We start from the raw sequence: 17,441 nt of genomic DNA, 5'->3' as shown, positions 1-17,441 counted from the left end.
GATGAAAAACATTGCGATTTTTGCATCAGGTAGCGGAAGTAATTTTCAGGCGATTGTTGATGCTGTGAAAAATGGTACACTGGAAGCAAATGTTGAGCTCTTGGTTTGTGATAAACCAGGTGCATTTGTTATTGACCGCGCAGAAATAGAAAGCATTCCATCCTTTGTGTTTCTTCCCAAATCTTTTACCAATAAAGAAGAGTATGAAAGAGTTATACTAGAAGAATTACAAGAAAAACAAATTGATTTTATTGTATTAGCTGGATACATGAGACTAATTGGTCCTACATTGCTTGAGGCATACGAAGGGCGAATTGTGAACATCCATCCTTCGCTTCTTCCTGCGTTTCCGGGTAAGGATGCCATTGGTCAGGCACTAGATGCGAAGGTAAAAGTAAGTGGAGTAACAGTCCATTATGTGGATGCGGGAATGGACACGGGTCCTGTCATTGCACAAGAGCAGGTAGAGCTTTCGGAAAATGAAACAAAAGAAAGTCTTCAAGCGAAAATTCATGAGATTGAACACCATTTATATCCGGCAGTTATCCAACAAATTTTACAACATGAAAGGGGAGCTTAGGCGTGAAAAAGCGAGCTCTAATTAGTGTATCTGATAAAAACGGTGTAACGGAATTTGCCAGGAGTCTACATGACCTCGGATATGAAATCATTTCAACAGGTGGAACAAAGAAAGCACTAGAGGAGAGCGGAATCCCCGTTATGAGTGTGAGTGAAGTAACTGGTTTCCCTGAAATTTTAGAAGGTCGAGTGAAGACACTAAATCCATACATTCATGGTGGGCTGTTGGCTAAGTTTTCTGAGCCAGGACACCAAGAACAACTTCAAGAACACGGAATTAACCCTATTCAAATCGTTTGTGTCAATCTTTATCCGTTCCAACAAACGATTGCGAAGCCGGATGTAACGGTTGACGATGCTATTGAAAATATTGATATCGGCGGTCCAACCATGCTTCGTGCTTCGGCAAAAAACCATGAATACGTAACCGTTGTTGTGGACCCTGTAGATTACGCGGTGGTTTTAGAAGAACTGAAAAACGCTGGCGAGGTTGCAAAGGAAACGAGAAGAAAGCTTGCAGCTAAAGTGTTCCGCCACACAGCAGCTTATGATGCCATGATTGCTGAGTACATGACAGACTTAGCTGGCGAAGAGGTTCCTGAAAAATTAACGGTTACATATGAACTGAAGCAAAGCCTTCGTTACGGTGAAAACCCACATCAAAAGGCAGCTTTTTACCGAAAACCACTTGGCTCGGAATTTTCGATTGCTAATGCGACTCAATTACATGGAAAAGAGCTTTCCTACAATAACATTAACGATGCCGATGCGGCTCTTCAAATCGTAAAAGAGTTCGCTGAACCAGCTGCTGTTGCGGTGAAGCACATGAACCCATGTGGTGTGGGAACTGGTGAGTCGACGTTTGCAGCTTTTACAAAAGCATTTGAAGCAGATCCAGTATCTATTTTTGGTGGAATTGTGGCTTTAAATAGAGAAGTAGACCAAGCAACGGCTGTAAAATTACATGAAATTTTCCTAGAAATCATTATTGCTCCATCGTTCTCTCAGGAAGCGTTAGAAATTTTAACAGGGAAAAAGAACATCCGCTTGTTGACGATTCCATTTAATCAAGACAACAAAGCCGAGCAAAAATTAACGACAATCGAAGGCGGGCTGCTTGCACAAGACCAAGACCGCTTTACTTATGAGGATGCAACGATAAAAGTAGCAACGAAAAGGGAACCAACAGAAGAAGAGTGGAAAGCACTGAAGCTTGGCTGGAAAGTCGTCAAGCATGTGAAATCAAATGCGATTGTTGTGAATGATAGTCAAATGACCCTTGGTGTCGGTGCTGGCCAAATGAATCGTGTAGGTGCAGCAAAGATTGCATTAGAACAAGCGGGAGCTCGTGCAGAAGGTGCCGTCCTTGCATCCGATGCGTTCTTCCCAATGGATGATACCGTAGAAGCTGCTGCTAAAGCGGGAATCACAGCGATTATCCAACCTGGTGGTTCCATTCGTGATGATGACTCCATCAAAAAAGCCGATGAGTATGGAATCGCCATGGTCTTAACCGGCGTAAGACATTTTAAACATTAATAAGTAGGAGTGGATAAAATGAACGTACTGGTGATTGGCCGTGGTGGAAGAGAGCATGCTTTGTGTAAAAAGCTAGCTGAGAGTGCGAAGGTTTTTGTCGCTCCTGGTAATGCTGGAATGGAAGATGTGGCCGTTCGGGTTACGCTTAGTGAGAACGAGCATGATGCCTTAATACAGTTTGCGAAAGAGAATAAAGTTGGCTTGACGGTCGTAGGTCCTGAGGTGCCATTGTTAGAGGGAATCGTGGATCGATTTGAGGAAGCAGGATTAGCTGTGTTCGGACCGAGGCAGGATGCTGCAATCATTGAAGGAAGTAAATCTTTTGCGAAGGACTTGATGAAAAAATACGGGATTCCGACTGGTGAATTCGAAGTGTTTCATGAGTTTGTGGCCGCTCGGGATTATGTAATGGAAAAAGGTGCACCGATTGTCATTAAGGCAGATGGACTGGCTGCCGGAAAAGGTGTGACGGTTGCCCTCACATTAGAAGAGGCGCTGGAAAGTTTAGAAGACATGATGGTGGATGAAAAATTTGGTGAGGCTTCTTCCCGTGTGGTTGTAGAGGAATTTTTAAGCGGGGAAGAATTTTCGCTGATGGCTTTTGTGAACGGTGAAAATGTCGTGCCACTTGAAATCGCGCAAGATCACAAACGCGCTTTTGACGGAGACCAAGGCCCAAACACTGGAGGAATGGGCGCTTATTCCCCAGTTCCTCATATTGGAGCAGATGTTGTGAGTGAGGCGGTAGAGACAATATTGAAGCCTACCGCTCGTGCTTTAGTGAAAGAAGGTCGTAGCTTTTGTGGCATTTTGTATGCGGGGTTAATTTTAACTTCGGAAGGTCCAAAGGTAATTGAGTTCAATGCTCGTTTTGGAGACCCTGAGACTCAGGTGATTTTACCTCGTATGAAATCTGACTTAGCCGAAGGGATGCTTGCTGTGTTGCGAGGAGAAACGCCAGCGATCGAATGGGATCCTTCTGTAATGGTCGGTGTTGTAGTGGCGTCTGAAGGATATCCGGAAAGCTACGCGAAGGGAGTTCCTTTGGTTGGTTTAGAAAAGATGGAAGCCGATGTGTTTCATGCCGGGACCAAGCTGGATGCAGAGGGTCAGTTTGTAACAGATGGTGGCCGCGTGTTGTTAGTGGGTGCGAAGGCTGCGTCGGTTTCGGATGCTCGTGTAAAAGTATACGCTGAACTTGATAAACTTGAAGGATCTGGCATTTTTTATCGGAAGGATATTGGGGTAAAGGCAGTGCCTGAGTTGAGTTCCAAATAGATTTGTAGTGTGGCCCGTTATGGATGTTGAGCATCTGTGACGGGTTTTTTGTATATAGTGGATCTTCCTTTATTTATCATGGTTAGGTTCATAGATTGGAGGATTCTCCTTGCAGTATGACGGGACGATAAACCCATTAGTGAATGGCACTCTTGGATGGATATCTGTCCAAAAATGGTGAGGAAGTCGTTGATTTTAGGAACATGGATTTCATGAGATTTAAAATCGCAGCTCGGGCACTCCCAGAATGAATGAGCGCGTCTAAGGTGGTAACGTGCACACTGAGGGCAAAGAATTCCAGTAAGTAGCTCGTTTTTTTGAATTTTATAATATTCAATGACATCAAATTCTAGGGGAGTATTGTGTTCTATTAACAAGTTGGAGATTTTCTTAATCATGTAAGTAGTTAAATTTTGTGAAGAATCAAGTTTATGAAGAGCCGCAATTTTTTCAGGAATGTGTTCTGCATGGAGGACGTGTTGATAAACGGAATTTGGTGCTTTGACAATGGTTTTAGGGAAGCCGATGGAAACGAGGTGGTGGCAGGGAATGATTTTTTTGAAGTGTGTGTTAAGCCAGCGCTGGAATTGGAATTTTTGTCGTTTCACTTGTTGAATAGGATTCGAAAAACCTTCTGTTTGATCTTTGTAAGTTCGGGTAACTTGTTGAGATGCATAATCAAAATGGAGCGTACCGTAGATATTCTTAGATTCAATGAGGAGTGCGAAGTTGGAACAAAGGATAAGGGTATCAATTTGAAAAAACTGGCTGTCTATAGGAATTCTAATGTGAGGAATAATATAGTACTGGTTTGCAGGTAAAAAGGAAAGCTGGTAATCTAATTCTTTTTCACCTCGGTAACCGGCCCATCCTTTTTGAGTACTTTTTTTTATGTCATCATATTTCGGGTGGGATTTTGGGAGTAAGCGTAATAGAGCGTCTTCTTTTTGGAGTTGGATAGGGATTTCGCGTGGTTTTAAAAACATAAGGGTTCTCCTTTTTGTGGTTTTGGATAGTTTTCTAGATTAGGTGATGGAAATCCTGCAGGGTTCGGGTAGAAATTTCCACTTGCGCGCGAATTCTTTAATTTGCGCGCGAACACCTTCACCTTTCGCGCGAACTTCGCAAAATACGCGCGAACTCCCCCATCTTGCGCGCGAATCCACAATTCCGCCCATCCACTAACTAAACTAACCTTTTGTAACCGCTTTCATTTTCCGCCAATTTATCATATCATAGAATGAGAGATTGTTAATTTAATGGAGGTCGTAACAATGGATCAGCAAAAAAAGTTTGAAACGCTAGCGATTCACAGTGGGTATGATTCTTTAAAACACCAGGGGAGCTTGGTGCCACCGCTTTTCCAAACATCTACTTTCACATTTCCAACTGCTGAAGAGGGCGAGAGACGGTTTGCTGGAGAGAGTGAAGGCTATATTTATACAAGACTTGGAAATCCAACTGTAAAAGTCCTAGAGGAGAAAATGGCTGTCCTCGAACAAGGGGAGGCTGCTCTTGCATTCGGTTCCGGAATGGCCGCGGTATCCGCCACACTTTTCTACTTAACAAAAACGGGTGATCACATCCTATGCTCAGAAGGAATCTATGGTTGTACGTTCGGACTGCTTCAACTTATGGAAGAGAAGCATAACATAGAACATAACCTCATCTCCTTCACAGACGAGGAAACGGTACGACGCCATATTAAAGACAACACGACATGCATTTATATCGAATCCCCTATCAATCCAACTATGAAGCTTGTAGACTTAGAGATGGTTGTAAAAGTGGCAAAAGAAAAGAACATTCCAGTTGTGGTGGACAATACGTTCTGCTCACCGTATTTGCAGCAACCAGTTGCACTCGGCTGTGATTACGTCATCCACAGTGCAACTAAATATATCGGTGGACACGGAGATGTTATTGCTGGAATTGTCGTCGGAAAAAAAGAGCCACTACAAGAAATGGCGATGACCACACTAAAGGACATTGGTGGCGTGATGAGTCCGTTTGATGCCTGGCTTTTAGTCCGCGGACTCAAAACATTATCTGTTCGAGTGGACCGCCATGTTGAAAATGCTCAGAAGCTATATCCTCTATTAAAAGCGCATCCAAAGGTAAAGAAAGTATTTTACCCCGGTGATGAAGACTTCGAGCAATATGAACTAGCCAAAAGACAAATGAAAAAACCAGGCGGGATGATTAGTTTTGAGATTGAGGGAACGAAGGAAGAAGCCCAAGCCTTTTTAAATAGGTGCCGGTTAATAAAAATCGCTGTAAGTCTCGGGGATGCCGAGACCCTCATTCAACATCCAGCTACGATGACCCATGCAGTTGTTCCACCTGAAGAGCGTGCGAAAATGGGTATTTCTGATACATTGCTACGACTTTCTGTAGGGCTAGAATCATGGGAAGATATTTGGGAAGATTTGAAGAGTGCGTTAGATAAATAATGTAAAATTCCGGGATGCCGATCGAACCATGATTGCATCCCTATTTTTATTGGCAACGGACATAAACTTTTAAGATTGGCTGAAATGGTAAAGATATTGATTGCAAGAGGTTAGATGGTTTCATTACAATGTAAAATGTACACTTGATTCCAAATGACATAACTAACTAAGTGAGACGGGGGGAATATAAATGGAAATCTACCAAGCTACTATCGATGATTTAGATGGAGTAGCAAACTTATTTAACTTATATCGTATTTTTTATGAACAAAAATCAGATATAGATGGTGCAAGAACATACATAAGAGAACGTATAGAAAGAAAAGATTCTGTCATATTTGTTGTGAGAGATGGACAGAAGTATGTGGGATTTACTCAACTGTATCCGACTTTTTCTTCGATCTCTATGAAAAAAGCTTGGATATTAAATGATCTATATGTTGATGAAATAGCAAGAAAACGAGGCGTTGGAGAAATGCTTTTACAGAGGGCGAGGGAATTTGCCGTACAAACGGGGGCCAAAAGCATAAGCCTTAGCACAGCGCCTGATAACCTATCGGCACAAAGATTGTATGTGAGAAATGGATACAAACGTGATGAACAGTTCTATCATTATGAATTAGATTTATAGAGGAGATAATCAATTCTTTTCGGTTGCGGCCCAATACTTGCTGGTTGCGGTCCAATACTTGCTGGTTGCGGCCCAATACTTGCCGGTTGCGGCCCAATACTTGCCGGTTGCGGCCCAATACTTGCCGGTTGCGGCCCAATACTTGCTGGTTGTGGCCAAATACTTGCCGGTTGCGGCCCAATACTTGCTGGTTGTGGCCCAATACTTGCTGGTTGCGCCACAATACTTGCTGGTTGTGGCCAAATACTTGCCGGTTGTGGCCAAATACTTGCCGGTTGCGTCCCATTACCTGTTGGTTGCGTCACAATCAGCAGCAACAATTAGGAAGCCTACTCAACCTACGAATAGGCTTCCTAATTCGTTAAGTCTCCCATAATCCGACAAAACGGGTTGAACTCCCATTTCCTATTTCACTTCCCTTAAACCTTTTCCATCAATCATCTCTTGAACTCCTTCTTCGCAAACGCCATATGCACGCCAGGAACAAGTTTCACACACTGACTGAATATCTGATGGGACCACATGATTCCGAATATGTTCTACAATATCTTTCCAGCTTAAAATCTGTCCAATTCTAATGCCCAATTGTTCAAGAATGGCTGCATCCCGTATGTAAATGTTGGCGTCCTGGCAGTGGTATTCGCCTGAATTTGGATACTTTTCACATAGTTGGTCAGGGCCCTTTACAAGTTGAATCAATGTTTCGGGGTTGGCACGTAAAGTTTGATGAATCTTAGTCATATTTTCAACATATTCCTTGGAATAGCCCATTCCCCGATAACCTAAAAGACAAAATAGGTGGTGACCACGAAGTTTATACATTGTGACCTCCTAGTTTAATAGATTGATTGTTAACTTTAAAAAATAATTCGTTAACATTTCTTTTCCAATCATAACACATTCTCATTTAAAGAGATTTAACTGATTTATCTTAAATATTAAATATAATTAGGTGTTGATTATTTTATTTTTTACATGTATAGTAGTCTTAAATAATTTCATATTTCGAAATTTTTCTTATCTAGAGAGGTGGAGGGACTGGCCCTTTGAAGCCTCGGCAGCGGACTTTTGATAGTACTGTGCCAATTCCAGTAGCGTAATGCTAGAAGATAAGGAGAGCCGGTATTTAAATTGTATTTTAAACCCTCTTCTTATTGCTGAAGAGGGTTTTTTGTATTTAAAACATGAAGGAGAGGATTTTTATGACAACGACAGCCATTAAAGCACCATTTAGAGCAGATCACGTGGGGAGTTTATTACGTCCAGAGAGAATTCATCAGGCAAGAAAAGATTTTCAAGCGGGGAATATTTCTGCACAAGAACTTCATGCAATTGAGACTGAAGAAATTAAAAGAATTGTGGATAAGCAAATTGAAGTTGGACTAAAAGCTGTTACAGATGGGGAGTTCCGTCGTAGATTTTGGCATACAGATTTTCTAGAGCATTTAAATGGGGTAGAAGGTTATGTGCCAGATCATGGTTTTCAATTTAAAGGAGAAGAGACGGAAAGATACGATGTGCGAGTGATTGGAAAAATTTCATTTAACCCGGACCATCCACACGTTAAAGACTTCATCGAATTTAAAGAAATTGTTGGGGACCGTGCTATTGCGAAGTTAACCATTCCAAGTCCAAACCAACTTTACAATGCAGGTATTCGTAACCTGGACATTTATCCAGACATTGAAGAGTATACAAAAGATGTCATTCAAACCTACCGAGATGCCATCAAAGCTTTCTATGATGCAGGTTGCCGTTACCTACAATTAGATGATGTGTACATAGCGGGGTTAAATGCACCAGAGATTCCATTTAATGATAGTGGCTACTCCCGAGAAGAGTTAATTGATTTAGCACTACGTGTTGCGAACGGTGTACTAGAAGACAAACCAGAAGATCTTATTGTAACAACTCATCTTTGCCGCGGAAACTACCGTTCTAAATGGGCGTTTGAAGGCAGCTATGCGAAAATCGCTCCAACTTTATTTGCTAGAGAAAAAGTAAATGGCTTTTTCCTTGAATATGATGATGACCGCTCTGGAGATTTCGGACCATTAGATTATATTCCAAACGGAGGTACGCAAGTGGTACTTGGTGTGTTTACATCAAAACATGGACAATTAGAAGATAAAGAGAACATCATTGCACGTGTAAAAGAAGCAACCAAATATGTTCCACTAGAGCAATTATGTATCAGTCCGCAATGTGGCTTTGCTTCGACGCACCATGGAAATATTTTAACGGAAGAAGAGCAGTGGGCGAAGTTGAAATATATTGTAGATATTTCTAAAGAGATTTGGGGATAAGCTGGGAAGCGAACACCTAATAAAGGGTGTTCGTTTTTTCGTGTTATAATATACGGTATTGAAAAAAACAGGAGGGATAGATATGCTTTTTTGGGCATTATTATTCTTATTCCTCGTGACCACAATTGTGATTCGAAAAGTGTTCTTCCCTGGTCACCAATTTGTAACAGCATCGGGAGCTTCCATAATGGCGATGGGGATTGTCTTAAATGGTGCACTGTCCTACTTAGGGATGATTCCAGAATGGATCTTAACGTCCATTACTTTGTTGATTAGCACCATTTGGATTCTATTTTTCTATGAAATGATACTAGCTGTTATTCAGAAACAATGGAAACAAAGATACTTGGGGCAGCCACTTCAATTATTTGCAATGGGTACTTGGGTTGCCGGAACATCCATGTTTCTACTTTCTATATTCTCTTATTTTCCGAAGCAAATATGGTTGCTTCGGATTATAGACGGAATGAATTTTCTTTTATGGATTTTATATATTGGGCTCGTTCTCATGTCATTAAAAAAAGTGAAGATTTCCAAGCTGAACGGAATTATTCTACTCGTAACGGTTGGAACGCAGTCTACCGTTATTATTAATGATTTGCTCTATCGCAATCAAGTACCTAGTGTCCTTTATGAAATGGGAATTATCATGGGGATTTTCTTTTATATCGTTGGACTAGTCGTACTTTGTATCCGATATTTTCCTTTGAAAAAGTGGGATCTTGCTGATGATTGGGCGAACCCGAATTGCATTATTCATGGGGCAGCTTCCATAACTGGGCTAGCTATTGCAATGACAGGGGTATTTTCTCCCCAAGTTTTGGTTATCGTGTGGGTATGGACATTTCTACTATTTCTCTTAATTGAAGGAATTGAAATCATTCGAGGAGTAGTTCGGGTTAAAAGGTACGGATGGATGAAGGGTATCGGAACGTATCATGTTTCGCAGTGGGCACGAAATTTTACGTTTGGCATGTTTTTTATGTTTAGTTCCAATGTTAAATTAGAACTAAGTGAATATATATTGATTAAGAACATGTACGTAGTAACAATGGAGATATTACCGTGGCTTGTGCTCTTACTATTTGTAGCTGAATGTGCACTATTCGTGAAGTCTCAATTTAAAAATCCATTTACAAAGAAAAGATTCATGGTTGAATCGAGTGAGGTCAGCTCCTAAATGGGAGCGCCTCCTCTCATGAAAATCTTCTTAATTGTCGAACTTTAAAAAATGGGGTTGAATTTTGTAGAAGATGTGGATATAATAGATACTGTTGTTGCTGATACACAACTTCATAGTGATTATGCAGTGAAAACGCGGGTGTAGTTTAATGGTAAAACCTCAGCCTTCCAAGCTGATGTCGTGGGTTCGATTCCCATCACCCGCTCCATACATAGTTTTCTAACGCAGTGTTTCGTTTACATAGAAAAACGGGGCATTGCGTTTTTCTATGTAAATGTATGAGTGAGATGGCCCGCGGTTAGGACGGAATATTGAAAGTCGCCACCGTGCAGTTGGTGAAACATATTTCCTAGCGATTCAACCAATTTAGGTGCTTCGTCCTCTGATAGACTAGGTGATAGGTACACGACATGCATTGCGTTCTTTGTATCCGTTGTGACCGATGTTCTTTTAGAGTCCACAAATGGGCTACCAAATGGACCTACGTCGTCACAAGAAACTATGAGGTTTTCTGCTTGGTTTTCGCGACCATTCAACCCTTCAAACACTTCATCTGCTTGTCCAACACGAATCGTTACATCTCCTTGAATATGGTCCGCATCATACAGACCAATTGGGATCTGGTATTGTAGCGAGAAAAAGTTATTTAAATCGACAGCAGAATGAATCGTAGATAAATACTGTTGCTTCGCGACACGTCGAATCAAGGCCTCACTAGATGGGCGGTATCGATTGGGATCTTTTCCAAAGGTCTTAAAAATTTTCTTCCATTCTAGAACACTTTTTTGCTCAGCAACTGGTGTTTCTTGAAGGTCGAAAAATAAGGACTCCTGAAAAAGCTGAAGTCTACCTTTTAACATTTGTGGAGAATCTGATACCACGATATCTTTATAGAAAAGAATACCTACTTTGAAATCTTTAATTTGATTAGTAAGGTCAGTAGAGAGACTAACTTTCATATAAAAACCTCCTTTACAGAAAAAGTGTACCACATGTAAAGGGGAAGGAAAAAACATACATACCGAGAGGAGGGAAGGCAAATGAACTACGCTCAGTTAAAGCAGGATATTATTGCATACAGTAAAGAAATTGGAATTGATAAAATTGGCTTCACTTCAGCATCAGCCTTTGATGAAATGAAGAGTCGCCTCATTCGCCAGCAGGAGCTAGGGTATCAATCTGGATTTGAAGAAAAGGACATTGAAAAGCGCGTTCACCCTGACTTAATTTTTGATAAACCAAAATCAATTATTGCGATTGCCTTGGCCTATCCTTCCAAAATGAAAGACGCACCACTTAGTAAAAAAGGAGCTAGACGTGGTTTATTTGCCCGCGCCTCTTGGGGACAGGATTATCACCATGTATTAAGAGATAAGCTTGCCCAGCTTGAAGCCTATATAATAGAAAGAATTCCAGAGGCAAAATGTAAGTCCATGGTGGATACGGGTGAACTGGTGGACCGTGCTGTTGCGGAACGTGCAGGAATCGGATGGAGCGGCAAAAACTGTGCCATCATTACACCTGAGTTTGGTTCGTATGTCTATCTGGGTGAAATGATTACCAATTTACCACTGGAGCCCGATGAACCGACCGAAGAGGGCTGTGGGGACTGCAATATTTGTGTGGATGCTTGTCCGACAGGCGCTCTGATTCAAGGTGGCCAATTAGATGCCCAAAAGTGTATTGCCTTTCTAACGCAAACGAAAGGATTTTTACCGGATGAGTTTCGTTCCAAATTAGGGAATCGAATATACGGCTGTGATACCTGTCAGCTGGTATGCCCGAAAAATAAGAAGATGGACTTTCATCTTCATGAAGAGTTTGAGCCGGATCCTGAGATTGCGAAACCACTCCTTCAGCCGCTTCTTCAACTTTCAAATCGAGAGTTTAAGGAAACGTATGGTCATGTGGCAGGCTCATGGAGAGGGAAAAAACCGATTCAACGTAATGCGATTATTGCCCTTGCTCACTATAAAGAGGAAGGGGCCGTCCCTGATTTAGTTCAACTCATGAAAGAAGACCCACGTCCGGTTATTCGTGGAACGGCTGCTTGGGCAATCGGTAAAATTGGAACTGGAGAAGGAAAAGAAGCTCTTGAATCTCAGTTAGTAAAAGAAAAAGATCCTGAAGTGATTGAAGAAATCCAAAAAGGATTATCGTTTTTTGAGGAAATCAACGCTTAATAGACCTGATCTCTTCATATGTATGAAGGGAGGAGGTTTTTTTATATGAATGATTTATTACAGGATTTACTTCAAAACCGATTAGAGTGTTATGTGAACCATAAAAGTAAGCCGCAGCGATTTTTTGTGGAAGAGATTGAAAGAAAGAATCTAGCTGAACAGAATCGAAAAGCAGAAATTGTAAAAGTAAATGGAAAGGGTAAAATTTTAGACGTATTTGAGGAAGAGGATGTGGAAAAGGTTCGGTACCAACTTCTCATGCGGTATGTCATTAAGCAAAAAGGACAAATTTTTATCGAAGAATCTATTGAAGATCGACTTGCCGAAGTCTTCCGATCCACCATCGTAGATGATTATCTTTTACAGCCAGAAGGAGTAACAGAGGATGAGACTATAGAAGTTTTTAATCAAAATGATATGGACCTATATCCTTTTAATAATGATGCGGAAGAGCGAATCTCTTATCAGTACGACCGTAGGAAGGCTGTTCGCTATGCAGAAACGTGGTGGAACAGCTATAATCCAAAGTATAAAAAGTTCGAGAATGACTGTACCAATTTTATTTCTCAGTGTCTTCATGAAGGTGGAGGTCCGATGAGAGGCTACCCTAACAGGGGTAAGGGCTGGTGGATGAGGAATAGTAATTGGAGTTACAGTTGGTCAGTCGCGCATTCGCTGAGACTATATTTAGGAAATTCCACGATAGGAGTTCGTGCTAGACAGGTTTCTAGTCCAGAAGAACTTTTATTAGGCGATGTAATTTGCTATGATTTTGAAGGGGACGGTCGTTATAATCATAATACGATTGTCACGGCAAAAGATGCGAACGGAATGCCTCTCGTAAATGCTCATACATACAACAGTAGAGCGAGGTATTGGGCTTATGAGGATTCTACTGCGTACACACCAAATATAAAATACAAATTTTTTACCATTGTAGATGGTTAATTAGGATTAAGAGGTGCATAAAACTTGGCTATACATGTCGTACTTTACCAACCAGAAATTCCAGCTAATACAGGAAACATTGCGAGAACCTGTGCTGCAACGGAAACTCATTTACACTTAATTCGCCCACTCGGCTTTTCAACCGATGACCGTATGTTAAAAAGAGCCGGTCTAGATTACTGGGAATTTGTAAAAATCCATTACTATGATTCCCTAGAGGAACTATTCGGGACGTATCCTGAAGGAGAATTTTACTTTATTACGAAGTTTGGAACGCATTTCTTTGATGAATACAACTACAGTGAGACTGAAAAGGATTACTTCTTTGTATTCGGAAAAGAAACAACTGGCCTTCCAAAAGAGCTACTCGAAGCCAATAAAGAAACCTGCTTGCGTATCCCGATGACTGAAAATGTTCGTTCCTTGAACTTGTCTAATACGGCAGCCATTTTAATTTATGAAGCATTGAGACAACAAGGGTTTCCAAGTTTGAAATAGAGTTAGGTGAAAAATTAAAAAGAAATTCTTTTTAAGCAGTCCAATTAACAGACAATTGGGCTGTTTTTTTCTTTTTTTGATTGAACGGCTGATTAAATTATTTAATGTTAAAATTGAATTATTTAATGTCAGTGCGAATTTTCATAAATAATTTAAATATTTTGATTGAAAATAGAAAAATATGGTGTATTATAAGATTAAATAAAAAAGAAAGGAGAACAGCATGACGTATCCTTTACTTACCAACTGTCCTGTTTGCAGGAAGACGCTTAAAATTACAAAGCTTCAGTGCACCCATTGTCAGACAACGGTGGAAAATGAATTTGAAGTTTCAAGACTGGCAGCTCTAGGTCAAGAACAGTTGCATTTTATTGAGATTTTTCTTAAATGCCGTGGAAATATCAAAGAGGTCGAGAAGGAACTCGGGATATCCTATCCGACTGTCAGGGGTAAATTAGATGAAATTATCTCTACTCTGGGATATTCCTCTCAAAAGAAACCGGAAGTGGATAAGAAAAAAATTGTATCGTTATTGGAAAAAGGCGAAATTACGGCAGAGAAAGCTATTCAGTTATTAAAAGAGGGGGAAGAATAATGAAGGACGAAATTTCAAGAGTCTTAACGCTAGTGGAGGAAGGAAAGATTGATAAGGAGAAAGCAAGTGAATTAATTCAAATTTTACAAGGTAAAAATCAGCCAGAGCTAGTGACAATGAAAAAAGAAGTCCCATACGGAAATAAAATGTTGAAGATTCGTGTGACGTCCGAAGAAGGTGATAATGTAAATGTGAATTTACCGATTAATTTGGTAAAGGCTGTTTTACAAGTAGGTACAAATATCGCTGAAAAATTACCTGAGTCAGAAAAATATGTAAAAGATATAAATGTTGACCTGCTCATCGATGCAATTGAAAACGAATTGGACGGACAAATTGTTGACATCACCTCGTCTAATGGTGATAAAGTTCTTGTGGTGATTGAGTAGATTATGTTAAAAGTCAAGGTGAAAGTTAAGGATAAACGATTTTTAATTCCAGTCCCCTATGCAGTTTTAAGTTTGGCTAGCTTGATTATTACATCAAAAAGGATGATCCGCCTAATAAATAAAGCAATTGAAAAAGATGGGGGGAAGTTCATCTTTCCGGAAATTGAAAGAAAAGATTTGAAGCCGTTGCTGCAGGGATTTTCTAAGAACAGGGGAGTGATCCTTGTTGAAACGAAAATGAAGGATGGAACTGAGGTAGTTGTGAAGCTTTAAATTTAATCAATCGTTAGCGAACAATTACCAGAGGAACCTGAATTGCCAAGTAGCTAAAGTTTAATATCACAGTAAGGAAAGCTCAGTTTTTCTCTAACTGAGCTTTTTTCTGTACGTCTGAAAAGCCGGCAATACTTTTTAAAAAATATATACTTGATTCCGATATATACTTCTGTTAGATTATACTCATGGATAAAACTAGTTTAATCAAAGGGCACTTAGAAATGTGTGTATTATCAATTTTGTCTCAGGGAAAAAGCTATGGTTATGAAATTATGAAGGAGTTAGACAAACACAACCTAACATTGAAAGGAGTAGGCAGTATTTATCCAATCCTTACGAAGCTAAAAGATCAGGAATGGGTCAATACTTATCGGGAAATGACGGATAGTGGAAAGGTTCGAGTTTATTACGAAATTAATGAACAAGGTGAACTGTATCTTGAGAAAAAAATAGACGAATGGTTGGAATTGCAAAGCGATATTAAATTATTGCTTCAAAGTGGTACGAAGGGAGATCGGGTGGAATGAAAGGGGAACTAAGCCAAACGGAACAGAGGTATATACATGTTGTTCTAGAAGAGCTAACACAATATAAGGTGAGTAAAAAAGATAGAGATGATGTAGAGCAACAATTGCGAGAACATTTTCAAGAGGCATATGAGCATGGGGACGAAGGTCTGCAGACGTTAGGGGACGCTCCTTCATTCGTAAGAGATTACTTAGAAACAAACGGGGTTGACTTTCATAATGAAATCCGTAATTTAAGAGGGAAAAGTACAAAAAAAACGCCACTGTTGTTCATTGGTGTAGGAATCTTTATCGTCACTTATCTTGTTTCTCAATGGGTCTTAACATTGACGTTGACGACCTCTTTTAGTCCAATAAACGATATTCCAACGTTTCAATACAATATTATTTACAGAATCGCAGAAAACATTTGGTGGAATACAATTCTAGTTCTTATTAGTCTTTCGATTGCACTTTTCCTTTCCACAATTGTTACATTTTTGCTCAAAAAAAGAAATGCAGTTGGTGCTAATAGATGAGATGTCAAAAGCGATTCTTGCTGCTTATCGTATGTTTCTTATTCTTTTCAAGTCTCCAAAGTGTAACGGCAACTAGTCATGAATCTAACCAATCATTGGATCGTTATGTCGATTCATTTTTAGAGGAGCATCAAATCCCGGGTGCTTCTATTATTTTGTATCGAGACGATAAAATATTTTTTGCAAAGGAAAGGGGAATCACAGGGGAAACCGAGCATGGGGTTACATTAAATACACCTTTCACCATTGGTTCAATAAGTAAATCGTTAACAGCTCTTGGGATTATGAAATTAGTAGAAGAGGGGCAGGTACAATTAGATGGCTCAGTTAAAGATTACTTACCATGGTTTGAACTTAAGGATGCTCAAGCTCCCATTCAAATAACAATCGAACATCTACTCACGCACACCAGTGGAATTAGCACCTACGATGGGTTGAGAATATCAGATGGAGAGTCAGATGACATGAACGCTATCAAAAGAAATGTCATTAAACTATTGGACGTTGAGTTGACAGCCGCTCCAGGAGAAATTCATCAATATAGTAATGCCAATTATGCAATATTAGGGGCCATTATAGAAGAGGTTACAGGCCAATCCTACTCAAGCTATATGGAGCATAACATCTTCACACCACTAGGAATGACTGATACAGCAGCAGATAGAGAAACAGCCTATGAAAAAGGCTATTCATCTGGATACCAATCTTGGTTTGGCATTCCTACCAAAAGTACCGTTTCTTATGATAATGGGGGAGCCCCTTATGGATATGTTACTGCAAGTGCAAATGACCTTATGGAATATATCAAATTCTTAACCCGACAGGATGACATTGGTTTTTTAAGTGAAGATGGGATGAATCAATTCTTATCTCCACATTTTCAAATCAATGAAAATAAAAAATATGGATTTGGATGGCGGTTTTCAAAGGTAGACAATATTGAGGATGGACTTATTTGGCACTCAGGATCAACTCCGGATTCCCATTCTGAAATCTTTTTTTCACCAGATTTGAGCTGGGGTGGGATCATTCTAACCAATAGGAATCATATCCTTGAAGAATTAGCTCTATTTGAATTTAAACAGGAGATTATATCATTCTTCATGGGGGAGGAACCTGAGCCCATTGCTCAACAGCGACCAGTCATCCAAATTATAACACTTGGAGTTGCGATTCTGCTTTTAGTATGGACAATTTCTGTTGGTCTCATGGCTTTGAGAAATAAAAAACGCTCCAGAGTCTTTTGGGGAATCAGTAGTCTTGGTTATCTGGGATTGTCCATCGCTATGATTCCTATTTTCACCTCAATTGTAGATAGCCCTTGGAATGCAATACACGCATTTGCTCCGGATTTAGCTTTTTTGGTTCAAGCTATGGTGTTGATGTTATTTATGAACGGAGTCATATCAACCATTATTGTTGTTCAAAGTTTGAAACTAACTAAGGGAAGAGCCTCATGCATGGCAAAGGAGCTAAGCCAAAAATTTGAAGGTTAGCAGCTTAATTTGTACTATAGAAATAACAAGTGCGAAAGGACT

The 17,441-nt window shown here is 40.1% G+C and carries 20 protein-coding genes, 1 tRNA gene and 1 riboswitch; of the genes, 17 read left to right on the top strand and 4 right to left on the bottom strand.

Translation table 11 applies throughout. The features are described from left to right. Window position 1 precedes the first annotated feature (1 nt). Genes purN through purD form a run of 3 tightly spaced genes read left to right on the top strand, consistent with a single transcriptional unit; the run spans window position 2 to window position 3,396 of the window. Window positions 2-580: a phosphoribosylglycinamide formyltransferase gene (gene purN, locus ABDZ91_RS19915; protein ID WP_343803133.1), complete on the top strand. Its 579-nt coding sequence runs from the start codon at window positions 2-4 to the stop codon at window positions 578-580. Between the two features lie 2 nt (window positions 581-582). Next, complete coding sequence (gene purH / locus ABDZ91_RS19910; RefSeq protein WP_343803130.1) at window positions 583-2,118, top strand: bifunctional phosphoribosylaminoimidazolecarboxamide formyltransferase/IMP cyclohydrolase; 1,536 nt, start codon at window positions 583-585, stop codon at window positions 2,116-2,118. A gap of 18 nt (window positions 2,119-2,136) precedes the next feature. Then, window positions 2,137-3,396, top strand: a complete 1,260-nt coding sequence (gene purD, locus ABDZ91_RS19905; protein WP_343803127.1) for a phosphoribosylamine--glycine ligase — start codon at window positions 2,137-2,139, stop codon at window positions 3,394-3,396. 17 nt (window positions 3,397-3,413) lie between these two features. Here purD and ABDZ91_RS19900 read toward each other — a convergent pair whose 3' ends face one another. After that, window positions 3,414-4,382 carry a nuclease-related domain-containing protein gene (locus ABDZ91_RS19900; protein ID WP_343803124.1) on the bottom strand — a complete coding sequence of 323 codons (969 nt, stop codon included), beginning with the start codon at window positions 4,380-4,382 and terminating at the stop codon, window positions 3,414-3,416. A 288-nt stretch (window positions 4,383-4,670) separates the two neighbouring features. Between ABDZ91_RS19900 and megL the strand changes: the two genes are divergently transcribed. Next, a complete protein-coding gene (megL, locus tag ABDZ91_RS19895) occupies window positions 4,671-5,849 on the top strand; it encodes a methionine gamma-lyase (protein ID WP_343803121.1) in 1,179 nt (392 codons plus the stop codon). Window positions 5,850-6,039: 190 nt separating this feature from the next. Then, window positions 6,040-6,480, top strand: coding sequence for a GNAT family N-acetyltransferase (locus tag ABDZ91_RS19890; RefSeq protein ID WP_343803117.1), 441 nt, complete (start codon window positions 6,040-6,042; stop codon window positions 6,478-6,480). On the opposite strand, the gene ABDZ91_RS19885 is transcribed toward ABDZ91_RS19890, so the two are convergent. Together ABDZ91_RS19885 and ABDZ91_RS19880 are read right to left on the bottom strand one after the other, a co-directional pair. After that, the gene (locus ABDZ91_RS19885) at window positions 6,383-6,766 is read right to left on the bottom strand and encodes a hypothetical protein (RefSeq protein WP_425541876.1); all 384 of its coding nucleotides are present in this window, start codon (window positions 6,764-6,766) and stop codon (window positions 6,383-6,385) included. The genes ABDZ91_RS19890 and ABDZ91_RS19885 overlap by 98 nt on opposite strands. 119 nt (window positions 6,767-6,885) lie before the next feature. Next, entirely contained in the window at window positions 6,886-7,302 is a 417-nt protein-coding gene (locus tag ABDZ91_RS19880; protein WP_343803111.1) for a DUF1284 domain-containing protein, read from the bottom strand. Window positions 7,303-7,494: 192 nt separating this feature from the next. Continuing rightward, a riboswitch (SAM riboswitch) is annotated at window positions 7,495-7,596 on the top strand. 86 nt (window positions 7,597-7,682) lie between these two features. Here ABDZ91_RS19880 and ABDZ91_RS19875 point away from each other — a divergent pair. The 3 genes from ABDZ91_RS19875 to ABDZ91_RS19865 all read left to right on the top strand — a co-directional run bounded on the left by ABDZ91_RS19875 (window position 7,683) and on the right by ABDZ91_RS19865 (window position 10,177). Continuing rightward, a complete protein-coding gene (locus ABDZ91_RS19875) occupies window positions 7,683-8,786 on the top strand; it encodes a 5-methyltetrahydropteroyltriglutamate--homocysteine S-methyltransferase (RefSeq protein WP_343803108.1) in 1,104 nt (367 codons plus the stop codon). An 82-nt stretch (window positions 8,787-8,868) separates the two neighbouring features. Further along, on the top strand, window positions 8,869-9,966 hold the full coding sequence (locus ABDZ91_RS19870; RefSeq protein ID WP_343803105.1) for a TDT family transporter: 1,098 nt from the start codon (window positions 8,869-8,871) through the stop codon (window positions 9,964-9,966). Window positions 9,967-10,103: 137 nt separating this feature from the next. Continuing rightward, a tRNA-Gly gene (locus ABDZ91_RS19865) sits at window positions 10,104-10,177 on the top strand. Between the two features lie 58 nt (window positions 10,178-10,235). Here ABDZ91_RS19865 and ABDZ91_RS19860 read toward each other — a convergent pair. Then, window positions 10,236-10,928 carry a B3/B4 domain-containing protein gene (locus tag ABDZ91_RS19860; protein WP_343803101.1) on the bottom strand — a complete coding sequence of 231 codons (693 nt, stop codon included), beginning with the start codon at window positions 10,926-10,928 and terminating at the stop codon, window positions 10,236-10,238. 81 nt (window positions 10,929-11,009) lie between these two features. On the opposite strand from ABDZ91_RS19860, the gene queG reads away from it, so the two are divergent. The 9 genes from queG to ABDZ91_RS19815 all read left to right on the top strand — a co-directional run bounded on the left by queG (window position 11,010) and on the right by ABDZ91_RS19815 (window position 17,399). Then, window positions 11,010-12,152 carry a tRNA epoxyqueuosine(34) reductase QueG gene (gene queG, locus ABDZ91_RS19855; protein WP_343803098.1) on the top strand — a complete coding sequence of 381 codons (1,143 nt, stop codon included), beginning with the start codon at window positions 11,010-11,012 and terminating at the stop codon, window positions 12,150-12,152. A 45-nt stretch (window positions 12,153-12,197) separates the two neighbouring features. After that, the gene (locus ABDZ91_RS19850) at window positions 12,198-13,100 is read left to right on the top strand and encodes an amidase domain-containing protein (protein WP_343803095.1); all 903 of its coding nucleotides are present in this window, start codon (window positions 12,198-12,200) and stop codon (window positions 13,098-13,100) included. Window positions 13,101-13,124: 24 nt separating this feature from the next. Then, window positions 13,125-13,598, top strand: coding sequence for a tRNA (uridine(34)/cytosine(34)/5-carboxymethylaminomethyluridine(34)-2'-O)-methyltransferase TrmL (gene trmL, locus ABDZ91_RS19845; RefSeq protein WP_343803092.1), 474 nt, complete (start codon window positions 13,125-13,127; stop codon window positions 13,596-13,598). A gap of 223 nt (window positions 13,599-13,821) precedes the next feature. Further along, window positions 13,822-14,193, top strand: a complete 372-nt coding sequence (locus tag ABDZ91_RS19840; RefSeq protein ID WP_343803089.1) for a DUF2089 domain-containing protein — start codon at window positions 13,822-13,824, stop codon at window positions 14,191-14,193. Continuing rightward, window positions 14,193-14,582, top strand: a complete 390-nt coding sequence (locus ABDZ91_RS19835; protein WP_343803086.1) for an SHOCT-like domain-containing protein — start codon at window positions 14,193-14,195, stop codon at window positions 14,580-14,582. Before ABDZ91_RS19840 ends, ABDZ91_RS19835 begins: the two co-directional genes overlap by 1 nt. 3 nt (window positions 14,583-14,585) lie before the next feature. Next, entirely contained in the window at window positions 14,586-14,855 is a 270-nt protein-coding gene (locus ABDZ91_RS19830) for a hypothetical protein (RefSeq protein WP_343803083.1), read from the top strand. Between the two features lie 188 nt (window positions 14,856-15,043). Next, complete coding sequence (locus ABDZ91_RS19825; RefSeq protein WP_343803081.1) at window positions 15,044-15,385, top strand: PadR family transcriptional regulator; 342 nt, start codon at window positions 15,044-15,046, stop codon at window positions 15,383-15,385. Next, entirely contained in the window at window positions 15,382-15,903 is a 522-nt protein-coding gene (locus ABDZ91_RS19820) for a DUF1700 domain-containing protein (RefSeq protein WP_343803078.1), read from the top strand. Before ABDZ91_RS19825 ends, ABDZ91_RS19820 begins: the two co-directional genes overlap by 4 nt. Next, complete coding sequence (locus ABDZ91_RS19815) at window positions 15,900-17,399, top strand: serine hydrolase (protein WP_343803075.1); 1,500 nt, start codon at window positions 15,900-15,902, stop codon at window positions 17,397-17,399. Before ABDZ91_RS19820 ends, ABDZ91_RS19815 begins: the two co-directional genes overlap by 4 nt. Window positions 17,400-17,441: the final 42 nt, after the last annotated feature.

Source organism: Bacillus carboniphilus (assembly GCF_039522365.1).
Classification (GTDB): Bacteria; Bacillota; Bacilli; order Bacillales; family JC228; genus Bacillus_BF; species Bacillus_BF carboniphilus.
The sequence above is the reverse complement of the archived record's forward strand: the minus strand, read 5'-3'. Positions and strand labels throughout refer to the sequence as shown.